A 15920-nucleotide genomic window follows, 5' to 3' on the forward strand; every position below is an offset into this window, starting at 1 on the left:
TGGGCGGTTGTTTTTTCTACAGGGCACAGATTTGTGGCTCGTTTGCTGACATGGTTGTTGCTGCTGGTTCTGGCCTTGTGCGCAGCCGCAGCGTGGTGGCTGTACCAACCGCTTGAATTGCGGCACAGCCCCCTAGAACTCGAAATCGAGCATGGCACCACACCACGCGGTGTGGCGCAAGAAGTGGTGGCTGCTGGTGTGCGCACCGATGCCCGACTACTGTATTGGTGGTTTCGGCTGTCTGGGCAAGACCGGCAAATCAAGGCGGGCAACTATGAGCTGGAACGTGGCACCACACCTTACAGCCTGTTGCAAAAGCTAGCCCGCGGCGAAGAATCACTGCAAACCCTGACGTTGGTGGAAGGCTGGAGTTGGCGCCAAGTGCGTGCGGCCCTGACCAAAGAAGAAGGACTGCGCCACGACAGCGCCAGCTTGAGCGACGAGGCCTTGATGGAACGCTTGGGCCGACCCGGCCTGCCACCAGAGGGGCGATTCTTTCCAGACACCTACACCTACGCCAAGGGCAGCAGCGACCTGGCTTTGCTGCGCCGGGCTTTGCACGCTATGGATCGTCATCTGGAAGCCGTCTGGGCGCAGCGTGCCAGCGACACACCCCTGCAATCGCCACAGCAGGCACTGATTTTGGCCAGCATTGTCGAAAAAGAAACCGGCCGCGCCAGCGACCGACCACAAATTGCCGGGGTGTTTGTCAACCGCCTGCGCATCGGTATGCTGCTGCAAACAGACCCTACCGTGATTTACGGTCTGGGCGAAAAGTTTGATGGCAACCTGCGCAAAAAAGACCTGCAAACCGACACCCCTTGGAATACCTACACCCGCGCTGGCCTTCCTCCCACACCCATTGCCATGCCCGGCAAGGCTGCATTGATGGCCGCTGTACAGCCTGAAGCCACCAAGGCGCTCTATTTTGTTGCCAAGGGCGATGGCAGCAGCCACTTCAGTGCTTCATTGGACGAGCACAACCGCGCCGTCAACCGCTACCAGCGGGGCCGCTAACGGCCTCTGGTGCCTTTTTATTCCCAGGATTTTTGTTGCATGGCTTCTGGCTTTTTTATCTCTTTTGAAGGCATTGACGGCGCAGGCAAATCCTCGCACATTGCGCCCTTGGCAAAAGCGTTGCGCGCCCAAGGCCATGTTGTCACCGTCACACGCGAGCCCGGCGGAACAGCACTGGCAGAAAAGCTGCGCACCTTGTTGTTACACGACGAGATGGATGCCTTGACTGAAGTTCTGCTGGTATTTGCGGCCCGCCGAGACCATCTCCGTTGCGTGATTGAACCCGCTTTGGCACGCGGCGAGGTGGTGTTGTGCGACCGCTTTACCGATGCCACCTTTGCTTACCAAGGTGCCGGACGGGGCTTTAGTCCCACCATCTTGGCACTGCTGGAGCAGTGGGTGCAGGCCCAGCCCGATCTGCCCGACAGCACGATCCGCCAGCCCGATGTCACGCTCTGGTTTGATCTGCCCCCAGCAGTGGCCGCCGCCCGTTTGGTGGATGCCCGCCAGCCAGACCGCTTTGAAGCACTCAACCAAGATTTCTTTGCGCGGGTAGCCCAAGGTTATGCCGACCGTGCCGCACAAGACCCGCATCGTTTTGTACGCTTAGATGCAGCCCAAACGCCAACGGCTGTCTGGCGGCAGCTGCTGGCTGCCTTGGTCTGCCGGGGCTGGCTGGATGAGGCACAGCCATGAGCCTGCCGGAGGCGGGCCAGGCCCAATCACCGTTGGCACCGTGGATTTCGGCCCAGCGTGATGCCCTACTTGCCCAGCGCGGCCATGCGTGGCTGTTACAAGGACCATCTGGGCTAGGTCAATTTGCTTTGGCACAAGAGTTGGTACGGGCTTGGCTGTGCGATACCCCCAGCAGCCAAGGTGCCTGTGGGCACTGTGGCAGTTGCCATGCCATCGACGTACATACCCATGCCGACTTGTGTGTGCTGATGCCCGAAACCGAATTGCTGGCCCGTGGCTGGCCGCTGCCAGAAAAGGCCCAGGCAGAGATCGACGATAAAAAACGCAAACCCAGCCGAGAAATCCGGGTGGAGGCCATGCGCGAGGCGGTGGAGTTTGCCCAACGCACCAGTGCCCGCAACCGGGGCAAGGCCGTGTTGGTGTACCCCGCCGAGCAGATGAACACCATCACCGCCAATGCGCTGCTCAAGACGCTGGAAGAGCCCCCCGGCGATGTGCGCTTTGTACTGGCCAGTGAAGCAGCCCACCAGTTATTGCCCACCATCCGCAGCCGTTGTCTGGGGCACACCATGACGTGGCCCCAGCAGGAGCAAATGCTGCAATGGCTGGGGCAGCAAGGCGTGCCACCCGACACGGGCACGGCCTTGCTACGCATGGCGGGTGACCGCCCCGACGATGCTTTGGCCTTGGCCCATGCCAACCACAGCCCACACAGCTGGGCGCAATTGCCGCAGGCACTGCTGCGTGGTCAGGCCCATGCCCTGAGCAGCTACACGCCTGTGCAAGCCATTACAGCATTACAAAAACTCTGCCACGACCTGCTGGCATTGTCTGTGGGGGCACCGCCGCGCTACTTTGCCGCAGCAGATCTGCCCGTAGCCCCGCCATTGGCTGCGCTCACCCAATGGAGCAAAATGCTAATGCAAGCTGCGCGCACAGCAGAGCATCCCTTTAACACCGGCCTCATGCTCGAAGCCTTGGCCGCACAAGCGCGAAACGTTCTAAACTCACGCCCATCCACTGTTTGAAGCCCCTTGCCCTACCATGCTGACCAGTAGCCCTTCTACCGCGCCCCGCCCCAGCGTCATGCAATTGGCCATCAAGGAAAAAGCGGCACTGCATGCGGCTTACATTCCGTTTTTTGCCGAGGGAGGGATTTTTGTGCCCACCCCACGCGAATACCGACTGGGCGATGATGTCTATGTGCTACTCACCCTGCCCGAAGATACCCAACGCTACCCCGTGGCTGGTCGGGTGGCTTGGGTCACGCCCGCCCGTGCCGGTGGCAACCGCATCCAAGGCGTGGGGGTTCAGTTTCCCAAAGATGAGAAGGCCCGCCAACTCAAGGCCAAAATTGAATCCATCCTTGGTACGGCCCTAGGGTCTGACAAACCCACACAAACCATCTAACCCCGCTCTGCCTTTGGTGCCGACCTGCACAGTGCTGGTCGGCATTTTCTTTTTGCATCCCAGACTGTCCATGTTTATCGATTCCCATTGTCATCTCAACTTTCCTGAACTCAGCAGCCAGTTGCCCGCCATCCGCGAAGCCATGACCCAAGCACAAGTGGATCGTGCCTTGTGCATCTGCACCACGATGGAGGAGTTTCCGGCAGTTCACGCCCTTGCCACCCAATACCACAACTTCTGGTGTACCGTTGGTGTGCATCCCGACAACGAGGGAGTGCATGAGCCCTCCGAACAAGAGCTGCTGGCCCATGCTGCTTTGCCCCGCGTGGTCGCTATTGGCGAGACCGGACTCGACTACTACGGCATGGAAGATCGCAAAGGCGGGCGCAGCATTGCCGATTTGCAATGGCAGCGTGAACGCTTTCGCACCCATATCCGGGCTGCCCGTGCCTGCGGCAAACCACTGATCATCCACACCCGTAGTGCTGCTGACGATACCTTAGCCATCCTGCGTGAAGAAGGCGAAGACGGCCACCACAATCGTGCCGGCGGCGTATTCCACTGCTTTACCGAGTCCATCGAGGTGGCCCGCGCAGCACTGGACTTGGGCTACTACCTCTCATTCTCCGGCATCATCACCTTCAAAAGTGCGCAAGCCCTGCGCGATGTGGTGGCCATGGTGCCACTGGATCGCCTCTTGATCGAAACCGACAGCCCCTATCTGGCCCCAGTGCCCTACCGTGGTAAGGTCAATACCCCTGCCTACGTACCTCTGGTAGCCCAACAGATTGCCACGACCAAAAACCTGCCCCTGGAAGCAGTGGCCCAAGCCAGCAGCCGTAATTTTGAAACCTTGTTTGCTGGGGTCGGCACATGAATCGCCGCTCTTTTCTATCTACCAGCCTCTGCGCCACCGTCGCCCTCAACGTGCAAGCGGGCGCGCACGATGACTTCTTTGTGGCTATTCACCGTGATGACGGTCAGGGTTTGCAAACCCTGTTGCGCCGAGGCATGGACCCCAACACCAGCAACGACAAAGGCCAAACCGGTCTGGTGCTGGCGTTACAACTGGGCTCATTGCATGCATTTCAAGCCTTGGTCAATGCCCCCCGGGTGAATGTGGAAGTGCGTAATGCCCACGGCGAGAGCCCCCTGATGATGGCAGCCCTGAAAGGCTATTTGGAACCCGCACACCTGCTCATTGCCCGTGGTGCAGATGTGAACAAGACCGGCTGGACGCCCTTGCACTACGCAGCCTCCAAAGACCAACCAGCACAGGAGCAAATGGTGGCACTGCTGCTAGAGCACCATGCCTATATTGATGCGGCCTCGCCCAATGGCACCACGCCGTTGATGATGGCAGCGCAGTACGGCAGCATGGCTGTCTTGCAACTGTTGCTCGATGAGGGCGCAGACCCCTTGCTAAAAAACCAACTGGGACTGCGGGCAGTGGACTTTGCGGCACGCGCACAACGCCCTGACAGCATCACCCTATTGCAAGCAGCCATCCGCCAACGCTTGCCCAACCAAGGCCAATGGTAGTTATTCGCCGCCATCCCAAGGCACACGCTGCAAGGCCAGTGGACGGTTAAAGTGCAGATTCAGATCGGCCATGCGTTGTTTGACCAAAATTGGGGGCACCTCAAATAACGGTGCCAAATCCTCCCACTGCGCCATGCGCAGCTCCTGCACCCGCTGCTGTAGCGCCTGCGCAGGCATCAGCAACGCCAAGGCAAACTGATTGGCCTCGGTTTCGCTGCGATTATTGGCATCCACGCCAAAGTTGTCGGACACATCTATCAGGCGCTGATGTCCCGGACGCAAATGGTGCAAAGCCACATGCCCTATAGCATGGGCCACCCCATACCGCTGGCGCAGCACACTTTGCTGCTTGCCAATGGTGATACATGCCTTGTTCTGCACACTGATGTCGAGTTGCGCACAGGCTTGCAGGGTATCGCTCAGGCGCACAGCAATATCCATACGCCGGGCAATACGCGCTAGATTGACTGGTACCGATTGATCCCAGTGAAGTTTCAGGATGCCTTCCGCAAACATGGCCATAAGACGGCATTATCCTAGGCTCGGCCATGACCAACGCCCTGACTCATAGCCTTTCACGGGTACAAGACAGGGCGTTGTGCAAGAGACTGGGGCTGCCCGAATAGGCAGCCTTATCCTGCCGCTCAGGACGGCAACGACAACTTGACTTGGTAGCTTGGGTCGTTCTTGGGGTGGTTCTGGTTGGTAAACACCGTACGATCGTTTTTGAGCACGATGATTTCAAAGAAGGGGCGGAAACGCGCCTCCGAGACGCTAAAAGCCTGCAGGAATTTGCCAAACAATGCCTGCTCTTCGGGCTCGGGCTGACCATCTACCAACGAAGAGTCGATCAGGTTAACCAAAATGCACATTTTTTGTGCATCGCTCAACAGTGGTGCGGCCTCTTGCAAGAAGGTATCGACCGAATTCTTGCGGCGGTACTTGACCGCGCTATCGAGCAGTGCCTGATTTTGCGCACCCACACCCACAGTGCCATTGCCCTGATCGGCACCGCCCAGCACCGACAACAAATGACCGATTTCTTCGTGGTCAATCTCACCATCAGCAGACATCATGTAGATCAGGCTGGTGGCAAAAGCCAGGTGGGGCGTCATTTTGTCGCCCGAATCGCTCTTGAACATATCAAACAGACCCATTGTGCTTACTCCTTGAAAACAAGTTGGCCAGAAAACCGAACCGGTACACCACAGTGCCGGGGCTCGCCGCAGTGTACCGAAGCAGGCCACGCATTGAACCTGAACCCCTGCAAGTTGCAGGACATTTGCCATCGATAGCGCCCTGCGCCCACCCTGAAGAAGGCATTGCCTCAATGCCCCCCTGCCTTCGGTACACTTTGCACTGCAACAGACCCCACAGGCGCCAGTACAAGGAACATTCATGGACAACACGAGCACAAGACACCTATCCAGCCCTCGGTGCAGGATTTGGTTCGGGGTCTTGACTGCCCTGTTACTGACCAGCGGTGGGGCTGTCGCTGCCGATGTGCCCATCCCGCCTCCTGCCCATTTCCGAGTAATACCGGCCAATAAAAGCCATGTGCAACTGTTGCGCCGTGGGGGTCTGGTGCTGTACATGCGCCACGGCGCTACCGATGCGCGCATTCCTGATCAAATCCCCGTCAAGCTGGATGACTGTCAGAGCCAACGTCCACTCACCGATGCAGGACGCACCCAACTCGACCAGATCAAGGGTTTTATCAGCCGATTGCGCCTGCCTTACAACGAGCTCATCAGCAGCCCGTTTTGCCGAGCCGTGGAAAGTGCCCGCCGTGTCTTTGGTGCATCGGTACAGATAGACCCCGAACTGCGCTACACCGCCACCATGCCAGAGGCGGAAAAAAAACCTGCTGTGGCCCGCACTCGACACTGGCTGTCGCGCAAGGTATCCACCGCCGGTCACAATCGTGTGGTGGTGGCCCACGGCCCCAACATTGCCGAGCTGATGGACTACCTGCCCCCCGAAGCCACCCTGATACTTTTTCGGCCCCTGGGTGGTAGCGCACACCCCGGTTTTGAATACATTGCCAGTATTGAACCAAGCCACTGGCCTCAATTGCTCTCACAACTGGAAACGCCATGAACACAGGCCGCCGACTACAGCTTTTTTTGCTGGGGCCAATGGTGTTGATAGGGCTGGTAGCACTGTTGGTGCTTTACGGCTCCTTGACCAGCATGCGCCAGCAATTTGAGATTGCCAATACCGCGCAACACAACGATCTGCAAGTCATGGCAGATGCGGCTGGGTTTGCACGCGACATCGGCCTGATTCAAAAAAGAGTAGCTACGGCACTCAATGGTGCGCAAAACGGTACGCTGAACGAGTTACAGCTCTACCGCATGCACAGTGCCATCGTCAATGACCTCGACACTCTGGGCCAGCACATAGAGCAACTCACCAGCTCTGCACTGGTGGTGGATGCCAACCACGGCAGTGCCAAAGGGCTGAAACAGGAATTTGAGTCGTATCGGCGCTTTATCATCATGTCTACCGACGCCTTGGCCGTAGACCCCTCTGTGGCGCGTGACTTCATGGAACAAGGGCGCCAACACTTCCGTGATTTTTCCATCTTTGCCAGCAGCATTGGCGTCTTGCTGGCGCAGCGGTCACAAGAGCGCAATGCCATGCAAGCGCAGACCTTTATCAGACAGGCCAAGCAGGTATTGGCGCTTGGTATAGCCGCCTTGCTCATGCTGCTGGGCATCGCTTACTGGCTGGCACGGCGGGCCAGCCAGTCCATGCTGGATCTTGCCGATGCACTGCACACCCTGGCTGGCAACCAAAACACAGAAATTCCGCTACCGCGCGTGGAGGCTCTGCACAAACAGGGCCAAGGTGAGTTGGGCCGCTTGGCTGGGGCGGTACTGGCATTTCGCAATGCCATTGAGCGCCAACGCCAAGCAGAAGCCACGGCACACCAACTGGCTTTTTACGACACCCTGAGCCAACTGCCCAACCGACGCATGCTCATGGAGCGGCTCAAACTAGCACTGGATGGCTGCGCACGCAGCGATCAGCGTGGTGCAGTGATGCTCCTGGATCTTGACGGGTTCAAACGCATCAACGATGCCCGTGGTCACAGCATTGGCGATCAACTACTGCAGCAAGTGGCCCAGCGTTTGGCACAGACCGTGCGTGCCAATGACACTGTGGCACGTCTGAGTGGTGACAAATTTGGTTTTGTGCTGGCCGCCTTGAACCCACTGCCCCAACAAGCCGCCAGCGAGGTAGAACAGATCGTGGTGGAATGCGCCCAGAGCTTGGCACAGCCCATCTTGCTGGAAGGACAAACCTACTTCATCACCGCCAGCATTGGTATCACCTTGTTTGATGCCGAACGCCAAAGCCTTGACGCCCTGCTCAAGCAAGCCGAGGCAGCCATGTACCGGGCCAAGAACGAAGGGCGCAATACCTATCGCTTCTATGACCCGCAAATCCAAGCCCACCTTGAGGCCAAGGTGAGCCTAGAAACCGATTTGCGTCTGGCAGTCGAGCAACAGCAACTTTGCTTGTTTTACCAATTGCAGGTAGATGAGCAAGATCGCGTGCAGGGTGTCGAAGCCTTGGTACGCTGGATTCATCCCGACAAAGGCATGGTCTCACCAGCACAATTCATTCCGCTGGCTGAAGAGTCTGATCTCATCCTTCCCATCGGCCATTGGGTGCTAGAGACTGCCTGCCGACAGCTCAGTCAATGGGCCAGCCAACCCGAACGCGCGCACCTGAGTATTGCCGTCAACGTCAGCGCCCGACAATTTCGCCAGCGTGATTTTGTTGAACAGGTGCGGGCCGTGCTGGCCAGCACGGGCGCACCAGCACAAAGCCTAAAGCTCGAACTCACCGAAAGCCTGGTGTTGGAAAACGTTGAAGCAACCATCTCCAAAATGCTGACCCTGCGGGCATTGGGGGTGCGTTTCTCTATGGACGACTTTGGCACGGGCTATTCATCCTTGCAATACCTCAAGCGTTTGCCACTGGATCAGCTCAAGATAGAACAATCCTTTGTACGCGACATCACGACCGACAGCGATGACGCCGTGATTGTGCAGACCATCATTGCGATGGGCCGCGCTTTGCGGCTCGAAGTGATCGCTGAAGGCGTAGAAACCAGAGAACAACAAGCCTTTTTGCGTGCACAAGGCTGCTCTGCTTACCAAGGTTATCTGTTCAGCAAGCCTATGCCGATTGGGCAACTGGAGCCACACCTGCCGCCCGCCACCACGCCCCATGAAGCACAGGCTACAGCGCCTGAGTGAACAACGCCTTGGTTATTGGGGTGGGCGGCTTTTTTCCACCGCAAAAATATCCCAAGTAGCCATGAACAGTGCAGCAATCACGGGGCCAATCACAAAGCCATTGAGACCCAACAAGGCCATGCCGCCCAAAGTAGAAATCAGCACTACATAGTCGGGCATCTTGGTGTCTTTGCCCACCAAAATCGGGCGCAGCAGGTTATCTACCAGCCCAATCACGCCCACACCAAACCCGGTGAGGATAAGTGCCTGCCCTACCGCCCCAGTGGCTAAGAAATAAATAGCCACCGGCCCCCAAATCAGCCCCGCCCCTACCGCAGGCAGCAAAGACAAGAAGGCCATCAATACCCCCCAGAGCAAAGCGCCCTGAATACCCAACACAGCAAAAATAAAGCCCCCCAACATCCCTTGGGAAGCGGCGACCAACACATTGCCTTTGACCGTAGCACGGATGACTGTCGTGAATTTGGCCCCAAGATGGTTCTTGTGCGCCTCATCAAGCGGCACCGCATCGCGCAAACGGGCAACCAACGCAGCACCATCGCGCAACAGAAAAAACAGCAAATAGAGCATGATGCCCAAACTGACCAAGAACTGAAATGTGTTCTGCCCAATGTTGAGTGCCCTGGTCGCCACAAATTGACTGGCCTGCACCGCCACCGAAGACAGCTTGTGTTGTACCGCCTCCATGCTGGTCAACTCCAGCCGAGCCAGCAACTCCACCGCCCATGCGGGCAAGGCTGCAATGATTTGCTGAAAATACAGTCCCAGATTGAGTTGCCCAGAGCGCAACCGTTCATAAATGTGCGTGGCTTCCTGCACGAGCGACAGACCCAGCAATGTCATGGGCAAAATCACCACCATCAGACACAAGCCCACCATGATCAAGGCCGCCAGGTTGGGATGCATGGGCAAACGCTGCAACAAACGCCGGTGCAATGGCGCAAACAAAATAGCCAGCACCACACCCCAGAAAATGGCATCGTAAAAAGGCCACAGAATGGCCAAGAAAGCCAGCGAGACACAAATCAGCAGCAACAAAAAGGCTTTGTTCGGTGACGAAGGGGAATTCATGGCGGGTGCAAGGGGTCAATTAACAGACCCAATGTAAGCGACAAGGGAAACTCCTAGCACGCAGAGATGGATTTTCGGTGGCACAATCTCGGGTGAACAGGCCCTTCCCAGCCACAGTCGCATCCGCCAATCGGTTCAGCCGTGTCGCGGAAGGTTTCTTAAACCAGCTAATGCTTTCCAAAGGAAAGCTGAGGTCAGCGGAAAATATGAGCGATCAGACATCAGTCTATCAAGCCTACCAAGGCAACACCTATCTCTTCGGCGGCAATGCGCCTTATGTTGAAGAGATGTATGAGAACTATCTCGCCAACCCAGGCAGCGTGCCTGACACTTGGCGCGACTATTTCGATGCACTGCAGCATGTACCCGCTGTAGATGGCACCAACGCCAAAGACGTTCCGCACCTGCCTGTCATCAATGCCTTTGCCGAGCGTGCAAAGCAAGGTGGTACCAAGGTGGTGTTGGCCAGCGCAGATGCCGAAATGGGTCGCAAGCGCACCGCCGTGCAACAGCTCATCGCCGCTTACCGCAATGTCGGCCAGCGTTGGGCAGACCTTGATCCCCTCAAGCGCACCGAGCGTCCCGCCATCCCCGAACTGGAGCCATCGTTCTACGGTTTCAGTGATGCCGACCAAGAAACCGTGTTCAACACCAGCAACACGTTCTTCGGCAAAGACTCTATGCCGCTGCGCGAGTTGATCAATGCGCTGCGCCAAACCTACTGCGGCACCATTGGTGCCGAGTTCATGCACACCACCGACCAAAACCAAAAACGTTGGTGGCAGCAAAAACTCGAAAGCATCCGCAGCAAACCCCAGTTCAATGCAGACAAAAAGAAGCACATCCTCGACCGTCTGACAGCAGCCGAAGGCCTAGAGCGTTATCTGCACACCAAGTACGTGGGTCAAAAGCGTTTCTCGCTCGAAGGGGGCGAGAGCTTCATTGCAGCGATGGATGAACTGATCCAACAAGCTGGTGCCAAGGGCGTACAAGAAATCGTCATTGGCATGGCACACCGTGGCCGCCTGAACGTGCTGGTCAATACCTTGGGCAAAATGCCCAAGGATCTGTTTGCCGAATTCGACCACACCGCCCCCGAAGACCTACCTGCCGGTGACGTCAAGTACCACCAAGGCTTCAGCTCTGATGTCGCCACAGCGGGCGGCCCAGTGCATTTGTCGCTGGCCTTCAACCCATCACACCTTGAGATCGTCAACCCTGTGGTGGAAGGCTCGGTGCGCGCCCGTATGGACCGCCGTGGCGACCCCAAAGGCAGCCAAGTGCTGCCAGTGCTGGTACACGGTGATGCGGCCTTTGGTGGTCAAGGCGTCAACCAAGAAACCTTGGCTCTGTCTGAAACCCGTGGCTACAGCACGGGTGGCACGGTACACCTGATCATCAACAACCAGATCGGGTTCACCACCTCCGACCCCCGCGACATGCGCTCGACGCTGTATTGCACCGACATCGTCAAGATGATTGAGTCGCCCGTGCTGCACGTCAATGGCGATGATCCAGAAGCCGTGGTTTTGGCCATGCAGTTGGCGCTCGAATTCCGCATGGAGTTCCGCAAAGACATCGTGGTGGACATCATCTGCTTCCGCAAACTGGGCCACAACGAGCAAGACACCCCTGCGCTCACCCAGCCACTGATGTACAAAAAGATCAGTCAGCACCCTGGTACACGCAAGCTGTATGCCGACAAACTGGCGGCACAAGGTTTGGGCGACTCGCTGGGCGACGATATGGTCAAGGCTTACCGCGCTGCAATGGATGCGGGCAAGCACACAGTAGATCCCGTGCTGACCAACTTCAAGAGCAAGTACGCCATTGACTGGTCGCCATTCGTTGGCAAAAAGTGGACAGATGCTGGCGAAACCGGCATCCCACTGACCGAGTGGAAACGCCTGTCCGAAAAGCTCACCACCCTGCCTGCCACCGTCACACCACACCCGTTAGTCAAGAAGGTCTATGACGACCGCGCAGCGATGGGTCGGGGCGAGATCAATGTGGACTGGGGCATGGGCGAACACATGGCCTTTGCCTCGCTGGTGGCCAGCGGCTACCCCGTGCGCTTGTCGGGCGAAGATTGCGGCCGTGGCACCTTCACGCACCGCCACGCCGTCATTCACGACCAAAACCGCGAAAAGTGGGATACCGGCACCTATGTGCCCCTGCAAAACGTGGCCGAAAACCAAGCCCCCTTCGTCGTCATCGACTCTATCCTGTCGGAAGAGGCAGTGATGGGCTTTGAATACGGCTACGCTGGCTCCGATCCTAGCTCGCTGGTGATCTGGGAAGGCCAGTTTGGCGACTTCGCCAACGGTGCCCAAGTGGTGATTGACCAGTTCATTGCCTCGGGTGAAGTGAAGTGGGGTCGTGCCAATGGCCTGACCTTGATGCTGCCGCACGGCTACGAAGGCCAAGGCCCAGAGCACAGCTCGGCCCGTGTGGAGCGTTTCCTGCAATTGGCCGCTGACACCAATATGCAGCTGGTGCAGCCCACCACAGCCAGCCAGATCTTCCATGTGCTGCGTCGCCAAATGGTGCGCGACCTGCGCAAGCCGCTGGTTATCTTCACGCCCAAGTCGCTGCTGCGCAACAAGGATGCTACATCGCCACTGAGCGAGTTCACCTCGGGCAGCTTCCAAACCGTGATTGGCGAGCAAGACGAAGCCATCCTCAAGAAGGCAGACAAGGTCAAGCGCGTCATTGCCTGCTCTGGCAAGGTGTATTACGACTTGGTGAAGAAGCGTGTCGAGAAGGAAGCGACCGATGTGGCCATCATCCGCGTCGAACAGCTCTATCCGTTCCCACACAAGGCTTTTGCTGCCGAACTGAAGAAGTTTGTCAACGCCACCGACATCGTGTGGTGCCAGGACGAGCCACAAAACCAAGGGGCTTGGTTCTTCATCCAGCACAACATCCACGAAAACATGTGGGAAGGTCAAAAGCTGGGCTACTCCGGTCGTGCCGCTTCGGCTTCGCCTGCTGTGGGCTACTCGCACCTGCACCAAGAACAGCAAAAGGCGCTGGTCGAAGGCGCGTTTGCCAAGCTCAAGGGTTTTGTCCTGCCCAAGTAAGGCCAAGCCCCACCTCCAGAACAAAACCCTGTATTTGAAAGAATTGAAATGGCAATCGTAGAAGTCAAAGTTCCACAGCTGTCCGAATCCGTGGCCGAAGCCACCATGCTGACTTGGAAGAAAAAAGCCGGTGAAGCCGTAGCCGCCGATGAAATCCTGATCGAAATCGAGACCGACAAGGTCGTGCTGGAAGTGCCCGCCCCTGCCGCTGGCGTGCTGGCCGAAATCATCCAAGGTGACGGCGCTACCGTCACCGCTGAGCAACTGATCGCCAAGATCGACACCGAAGGCAAAGCTGGTGCTGCCGCTCCTGCTGCGGCCCCCGCAGCTGCGGCTCCAGCAGCAGCCCCTGCTGCCGCTGCCGCCAACAAGGGCGACGTGGCCATGCCCGCCGCAGCCAAGCTGTTGGCCGACAACAACCTGTCTGTCTCTGCTGTCACAGGCACTGGCAAGGATGGCCGTGTCACCAAAGGTGATGTGCTGGCCGCTGTGGCTGGTGGCGTGCAATCCACTGCCGCCGTGATCCCCACTGGCGTACCTACCAAGGCACTGCCCCAAGTGTCGGCCCCTTCGTCCAAGCAAGATCTGGGTGACCGCCCCGAGCAGCGCGTGCCCATGAGCCGCCTGCGCGCCCGTGTGGCCGAGCGTCTGTTGCAATCGCAGTCGACCAATGCCATTCTGACCACGTTCAACGAAGTGAACATGGCCCCAGTGATGGACATGCGCAAGAAGTTCCAAGATGCCTTTACCAAAGAACACGGCGTCAAGATTGGCTTCATGAGCTTCTTCGTCAAGGCGGCTGTTCATGCACTGAAGAAATTTCCCGTGCTGAATGCCTCGGTCGATGGCAACGACATCGTCTACCACGGTTACTTCGACATCGGTATCGCTGTCGGCTCGCCCCGTGGTTTGGTGGTGCCCATTTTGCGCAATGCCGACCAAATGAGCTTTGCCGAAATCGAAAAGAAAATCGCCGAATTTGGCAAGAAGGCTGCTGAAGGCAAGCTGGGCATTGAAGAAATGACCGGTGGTACCTTCTCCATCTCCAACGGTGGCACTTTCGGTTCGATGCTGTCTACCCCCATCATCAACCCACCCCAATCGGCCATTTTGGGTGTTCACGCTACCAAGGATCGCGCTGTGGTCGAAAACGGCCAAATCGTGATTCGTCCCATGAACTACCTGGCTATGTCCTACGACCACCGCATCATTGATGGTCGTGAGGCTGTGCTGGGTCTGGTGGCCATGAAGGAGGCGCTGGAAGACCCTTCGCGCCTGCTGTTTGACATCTAAGCCCTGACCCACCAACCCACCCATGTGGCCCAGCCTGTGCTGGTGCCCATCGGTGGGTTTTTTTGAACCGATAAAGAAAGATTTTTATGAGCAAAGCATTTGATGTGGTGGTGATTGGTGCGGGCCCCGGTGGTTATATTGCTGCCATCCGTGCTGCCCAACTGGGCTTTAACGTCGCTTGTATCGACGAATGGAAAAACGAAAAGGGTGGCCCAGCCCCCGGCGGCACCTGCACCAACGTAGGTTGCATTCCATCCAAGGCACTGCTGCAATCGTCCGAACACTTTGAGCACGCCAACCACCACTTTGCTGAGCACGGCATCACCGCCAAGGATGTGAAGATCGACGTGGCCAAAATGGTGGCCCGCAAAGACAACGTGGTCAAGCAAAACAACGATGGCATCTTGTACCTGTTCAAGAAGAACAAGGTCAGCTTCTTCCACGGTCGTGGCTCTTTTGCCAAGGCCGTCGAAGGCGGTTACGAAATCCAAGTGGGCGGCGACAAGCCCGAAACCTTGGTGGGCAAGCAAATCATTGTGGCTACCGGCTCCAACGCCCGTGCCTTGCCCGGCCTGCCCTTTGACGAAGAAAACATCCTGTCCAACGATGGCGCCCTGCGTATCGGTGCCGTGCCGAAAAAGCTGGCCCTGATCGGTTCGGGTGTGATTGGCCTGGAAATGGGTTCCGTCTGGCGCCGTCTGGGTGCAGAAGTGACTATTCTCGAAGGTCTGCCCACTTTCTTGGCCGCTGTGGATGAACAAATCGCCAAAGAAGCCAAGAAAGCTTTTGACAAGCAAGGCCTGAAAATTGAGCTGGGCGTCAAGGTTGGCGAGATCAAAACCGGCAAGAAGGGCGTTACCGTGCCCTATACCAACGCCAAAGGCGAAGAAGTGGCGCTGGAAGTGGACAAGCTGATCGTATCGATTGGTCGTGTGCCCAACACCAATGGCCTGAATGCCGAAGCGGTGGGCCTGCAATTGGACGAGCGCGGTGCGATTGTGGTCGATGGCGACTGCAAGACCAATCTGCCCGGCGTCTGGGCTGTGGGTGATGTGGTGCGTGGCCCCATGCTGGCGCACAAAGCCGAAGAAGAAGGTGTGGCCGTGGCCGAGCGCATCGCGGGCCAGCACGGGCATGTCAACTTCGGCACCATTCCTTGGGTGATCTACACCAGCCCCGAAATTGCCTGGGTAGGCCGTACCGAGCAGCAGCTCAAGGCCGATGGCGTGAAATACAAGGCGGGCACCTTCCCATTCTTGGCCAATGGCCGCGCCCGTGCCTTGGGTGACACCACCGGCATGGTCAAGTTCTTGGCAGACGCCACCACTGACGAAATCTTGGGTGTTCATATCGTGGGCCCTATGGCTTCCGAATTGATCTCCGAAGCGGTGGTCGCCATGGAATTCAAGGCCAGCGCCGAAGATATTGCCCGCATTTGCCATGCCCACCCCTCTTTGAGTGAAGCCACCAAAGAAGCTGCCTTGGCCGTGGACAAGCGCACACTGAACTTCTGAGCCTTCCTGCCCAGTTAGTT

General features: G+C 57.6%; 14 protein-coding genes. 11 read left to right on the forward strand and 3 right to left on the reverse strand.

The genetic code is table 11. From position 1 onward, the window contains the following. Positions 1-33: 33 nt before the first annotated feature. The 6 genes from mltG (at position 34) to ACYVB2_RS13070 (ending at position 4665) form a co-directional block, all read left to right on the forward strand. Positions 34-1017: an endolytic transglycosylase MltG gene (mltG, locus tag ACYVB2_RS13045; RefSeq protein WP_382433633.1), complete on the forward strand. Its 984-nt coding sequence runs from the start codon at positions 34-36 to the stop codon at positions 1015-1017. A gap of 39 nt (positions 1018-1056) precedes the next feature. Then, the gene (gene tmk / locus ACYVB2_RS13050) at positions 1057-1713 is read left to right on the forward strand and encodes a dTMP kinase (protein WP_382433631.1); all 657 of its coding nucleotides are present in this window, start codon (positions 1057-1059) and stop codon (positions 1711-1713) included. Then, positions 1710-2741, forward strand: a complete 1032-nt coding sequence (locus tag ACYVB2_RS13055) for a DNA polymerase III subunit delta' (RefSeq protein ID WP_382433629.1) — start codon at positions 1710-1712, stop codon at positions 2739-2741. Before tmk ends, ACYVB2_RS13055 begins: the two co-directional genes overlap by 4 nt. A 16-nt stretch (positions 2742-2757) precedes the next feature. Then, a complete protein-coding gene (locus tag ACYVB2_RS13060) occupies positions 2758-3123 on the forward strand; it encodes a PilZ domain-containing protein (protein ID WP_382433627.1) in 366 nt (121 codons plus the stop codon). 70 nt (positions 3124-3193) lie between these two features. Then, entirely contained in the window at positions 3194-4000 is an 807-nt protein-coding gene (locus ACYVB2_RS13065; RefSeq protein ID WP_382433625.1) for a TatD family hydrolase, read from the forward strand. Continuing rightward, entirely contained in the window at positions 3997-4665 is a 669-nt protein-coding gene (locus ACYVB2_RS13070; protein WP_382433623.1) for an ankyrin repeat domain-containing protein, read from the forward strand. Before ACYVB2_RS13065 ends, ACYVB2_RS13070 begins: the two co-directional genes overlap by 4 nt. Here the strand turns inward: ACYVB2_RS13070 and ACYVB2_RS13075 are convergent, their stop codons facing one another. Next, positions 4666-5187 carry an ImmA/IrrE family metallo-endopeptidase gene (locus ACYVB2_RS13075; protein WP_382433621.1) on the reverse strand — a complete coding sequence of 174 codons (522 nt, stop codon included), beginning with the start codon at positions 5185-5187 and terminating at the stop codon, positions 4666-4668. It abuts the gene before it with no gap. A 122-nt stretch (positions 5188-5309) separates the two neighbouring features. After that, positions 5310-5822: a tellurite resistance TerB family protein gene (locus tag ACYVB2_RS13080; RefSeq protein WP_382433619.1), complete on the reverse strand. Its 513-nt coding sequence runs from the start codon at positions 5820-5822 to the stop codon at positions 5310-5312. A gap of 301 nt (positions 5823-6123) precedes the next feature. Between ACYVB2_RS13080 and ACYVB2_RS13085 the strand changes: the two genes are divergently transcribed. Together ACYVB2_RS13085 and ACYVB2_RS13090 are read left to right on the forward strand one after the other, a co-directional pair. Further along, positions 6124-6765 (forward strand): histidine phosphatase family protein, encoded by a 642-nt coding sequence (locus ACYVB2_RS13085; RefSeq protein WP_382433617.1) that lies wholly within the window; start codon positions 6124-6126, stop codon positions 6763-6765. After that, positions 6762-8939 (forward strand): EAL domain-containing protein, encoded by a 2178-nt coding sequence (locus ACYVB2_RS13090; RefSeq protein WP_382433615.1) that lies wholly within the window; start codon positions 6762-6764, stop codon positions 8937-8939. Before ACYVB2_RS13085 ends, ACYVB2_RS13090 begins: the two co-directional genes overlap by 4 nt. Before the next feature lie 12 nt (positions 8940-8951). Here ACYVB2_RS13090 and ACYVB2_RS13095 read toward each other — a convergent pair whose 3' ends face one another. Further along, on the reverse strand, positions 8952-10010 hold the full coding sequence (locus tag ACYVB2_RS13095) for an AI-2E family transporter (protein WP_382433613.1): 1059 nt from the start codon (positions 10008-10010) through the stop codon (positions 8952-8954). 206 nt (positions 10011-10216) lie between these two features. On the opposite strand from ACYVB2_RS13095, the gene ACYVB2_RS13100 reads away from it, so the two are divergent. The 3 genes from ACYVB2_RS13100 (at position 10217) to lpdA (ending at position 15900) form a co-directional block, all read left to right on the forward strand. Next, positions 10217-13093, forward strand: a complete 2877-nt coding sequence (locus ACYVB2_RS13100; RefSeq protein ID WP_382433611.1) for a 2-oxoglutarate dehydrogenase E1 component — start codon at positions 10217-10219, stop codon at positions 13091-13093. Positions 13094-13141: 48 nt separating this feature from the next. After that, positions 13142-14386 carry a 2-oxoglutarate dehydrogenase complex dihydrolipoyllysine-residue succinyltransferase gene (gene odhB, locus ACYVB2_RS13105; protein WP_382433609.1) on the forward strand — a complete coding sequence of 415 codons (1245 nt, stop codon included), beginning with the start codon at positions 13142-13144 and terminating at the stop codon, positions 14384-14386. A gap of 86 nt (positions 14387-14472) precedes the next feature. Beyond that, positions 14473-15900: a dihydrolipoyl dehydrogenase gene (gene lpdA, locus ACYVB2_RS13110; protein WP_382433607.1), complete on the forward strand. Its 1428-nt coding sequence runs from the start codon at positions 14473-14475 to the stop codon at positions 15898-15900. Positions 15901-15920: the final 20 nt, after the last annotated feature.

This window comes from Giesbergeria giesbergeri (assembly GCF_054779375.1).

What these genes read in the sequence shown, in the direction of transcription:
- tmk (WP_382433631.1), top strand. Translation starts at nt 1,057, where the DNA reads ATGGCTTCTGGCTTTTTTATCTCTTTTGAAGGCATTGACGGCGCAGGC.
- ACYVB2_RS13055 (WP_382433629.1), top strand. Translation starts at nt 1,710, where the DNA reads ATGAGCCTGCCGGAGGCGGGCCAGGCCCAATCACCGTTGGCACCGTGG.
- ACYVB2_RS13060 (WP_382433627.1), top strand. Translation starts at nt 2,758, where the DNA reads ATGCTGACCAGTAGCCCTTCTACCGCGCCCCGCCCCAGCGTCATGCAA.
- ACYVB2_RS13065 (WP_382433625.1), top strand. Translation starts at nt 3,194, where the DNA reads ATGTTTATCGATTCCCATTGTCATCTCAACTTTCCTGAACTCAGCAGC.
- ACYVB2_RS13070 (WP_382433623.1), top strand. Translation starts at nt 3,997, where the DNA reads ATGAATCGCCGCTCTTTTCTATCTACCAGCCTCTGCGCCACCGTCGCC.
- ACYVB2_RS13075 (WP_382433621.1), bottom strand. Translation starts at nt 5,187, where the DNA reads ATGGCCATGTTTGCGGAAGGCATCCTGAAACTTCACTGGGATCAATCG.
- ACYVB2_RS13080 (WP_382433619.1), bottom strand. Translation starts at nt 5,822, where the DNA reads ATGGGTCTGTTTGATATGTTCAAGAGCGATTCGGGCGACAAAATGACG.
- ACYVB2_RS13090 (WP_382433615.1), top strand. Translation starts at nt 6,762, where the DNA reads ATGAACACAGGCCGCCGACTACAGCTTTTTTTGCTGGGGCCAATGGTG.
- ACYVB2_RS13095 (WP_382433613.1), bottom strand. Translation starts at nt 10,010, where the DNA reads ATGAATTCCCCTTCGTCACCGAACAAAGCCTTTTTGTTGCTGCTGATT.
- ACYVB2_RS13100 (WP_382433611.1), top strand. Translation starts at nt 10,217, where the DNA reads ATGAGCGATCAGACATCAGTCTATCAAGCCTACCAAGGCAACACCTAT.
- odhB (WP_382433609.1), top strand. Translation starts at nt 13,142, where the DNA reads ATGGCAATCGTAGAAGTCAAAGTTCCACAGCTGTCCGAATCCGTGGCC.
- lpdA (WP_382433607.1), top strand. Translation starts at nt 14,473, where the DNA reads ATGAGCAAAGCATTTGATGTGGTGGTGATTGGTGCGGGCCCCGGTGGT.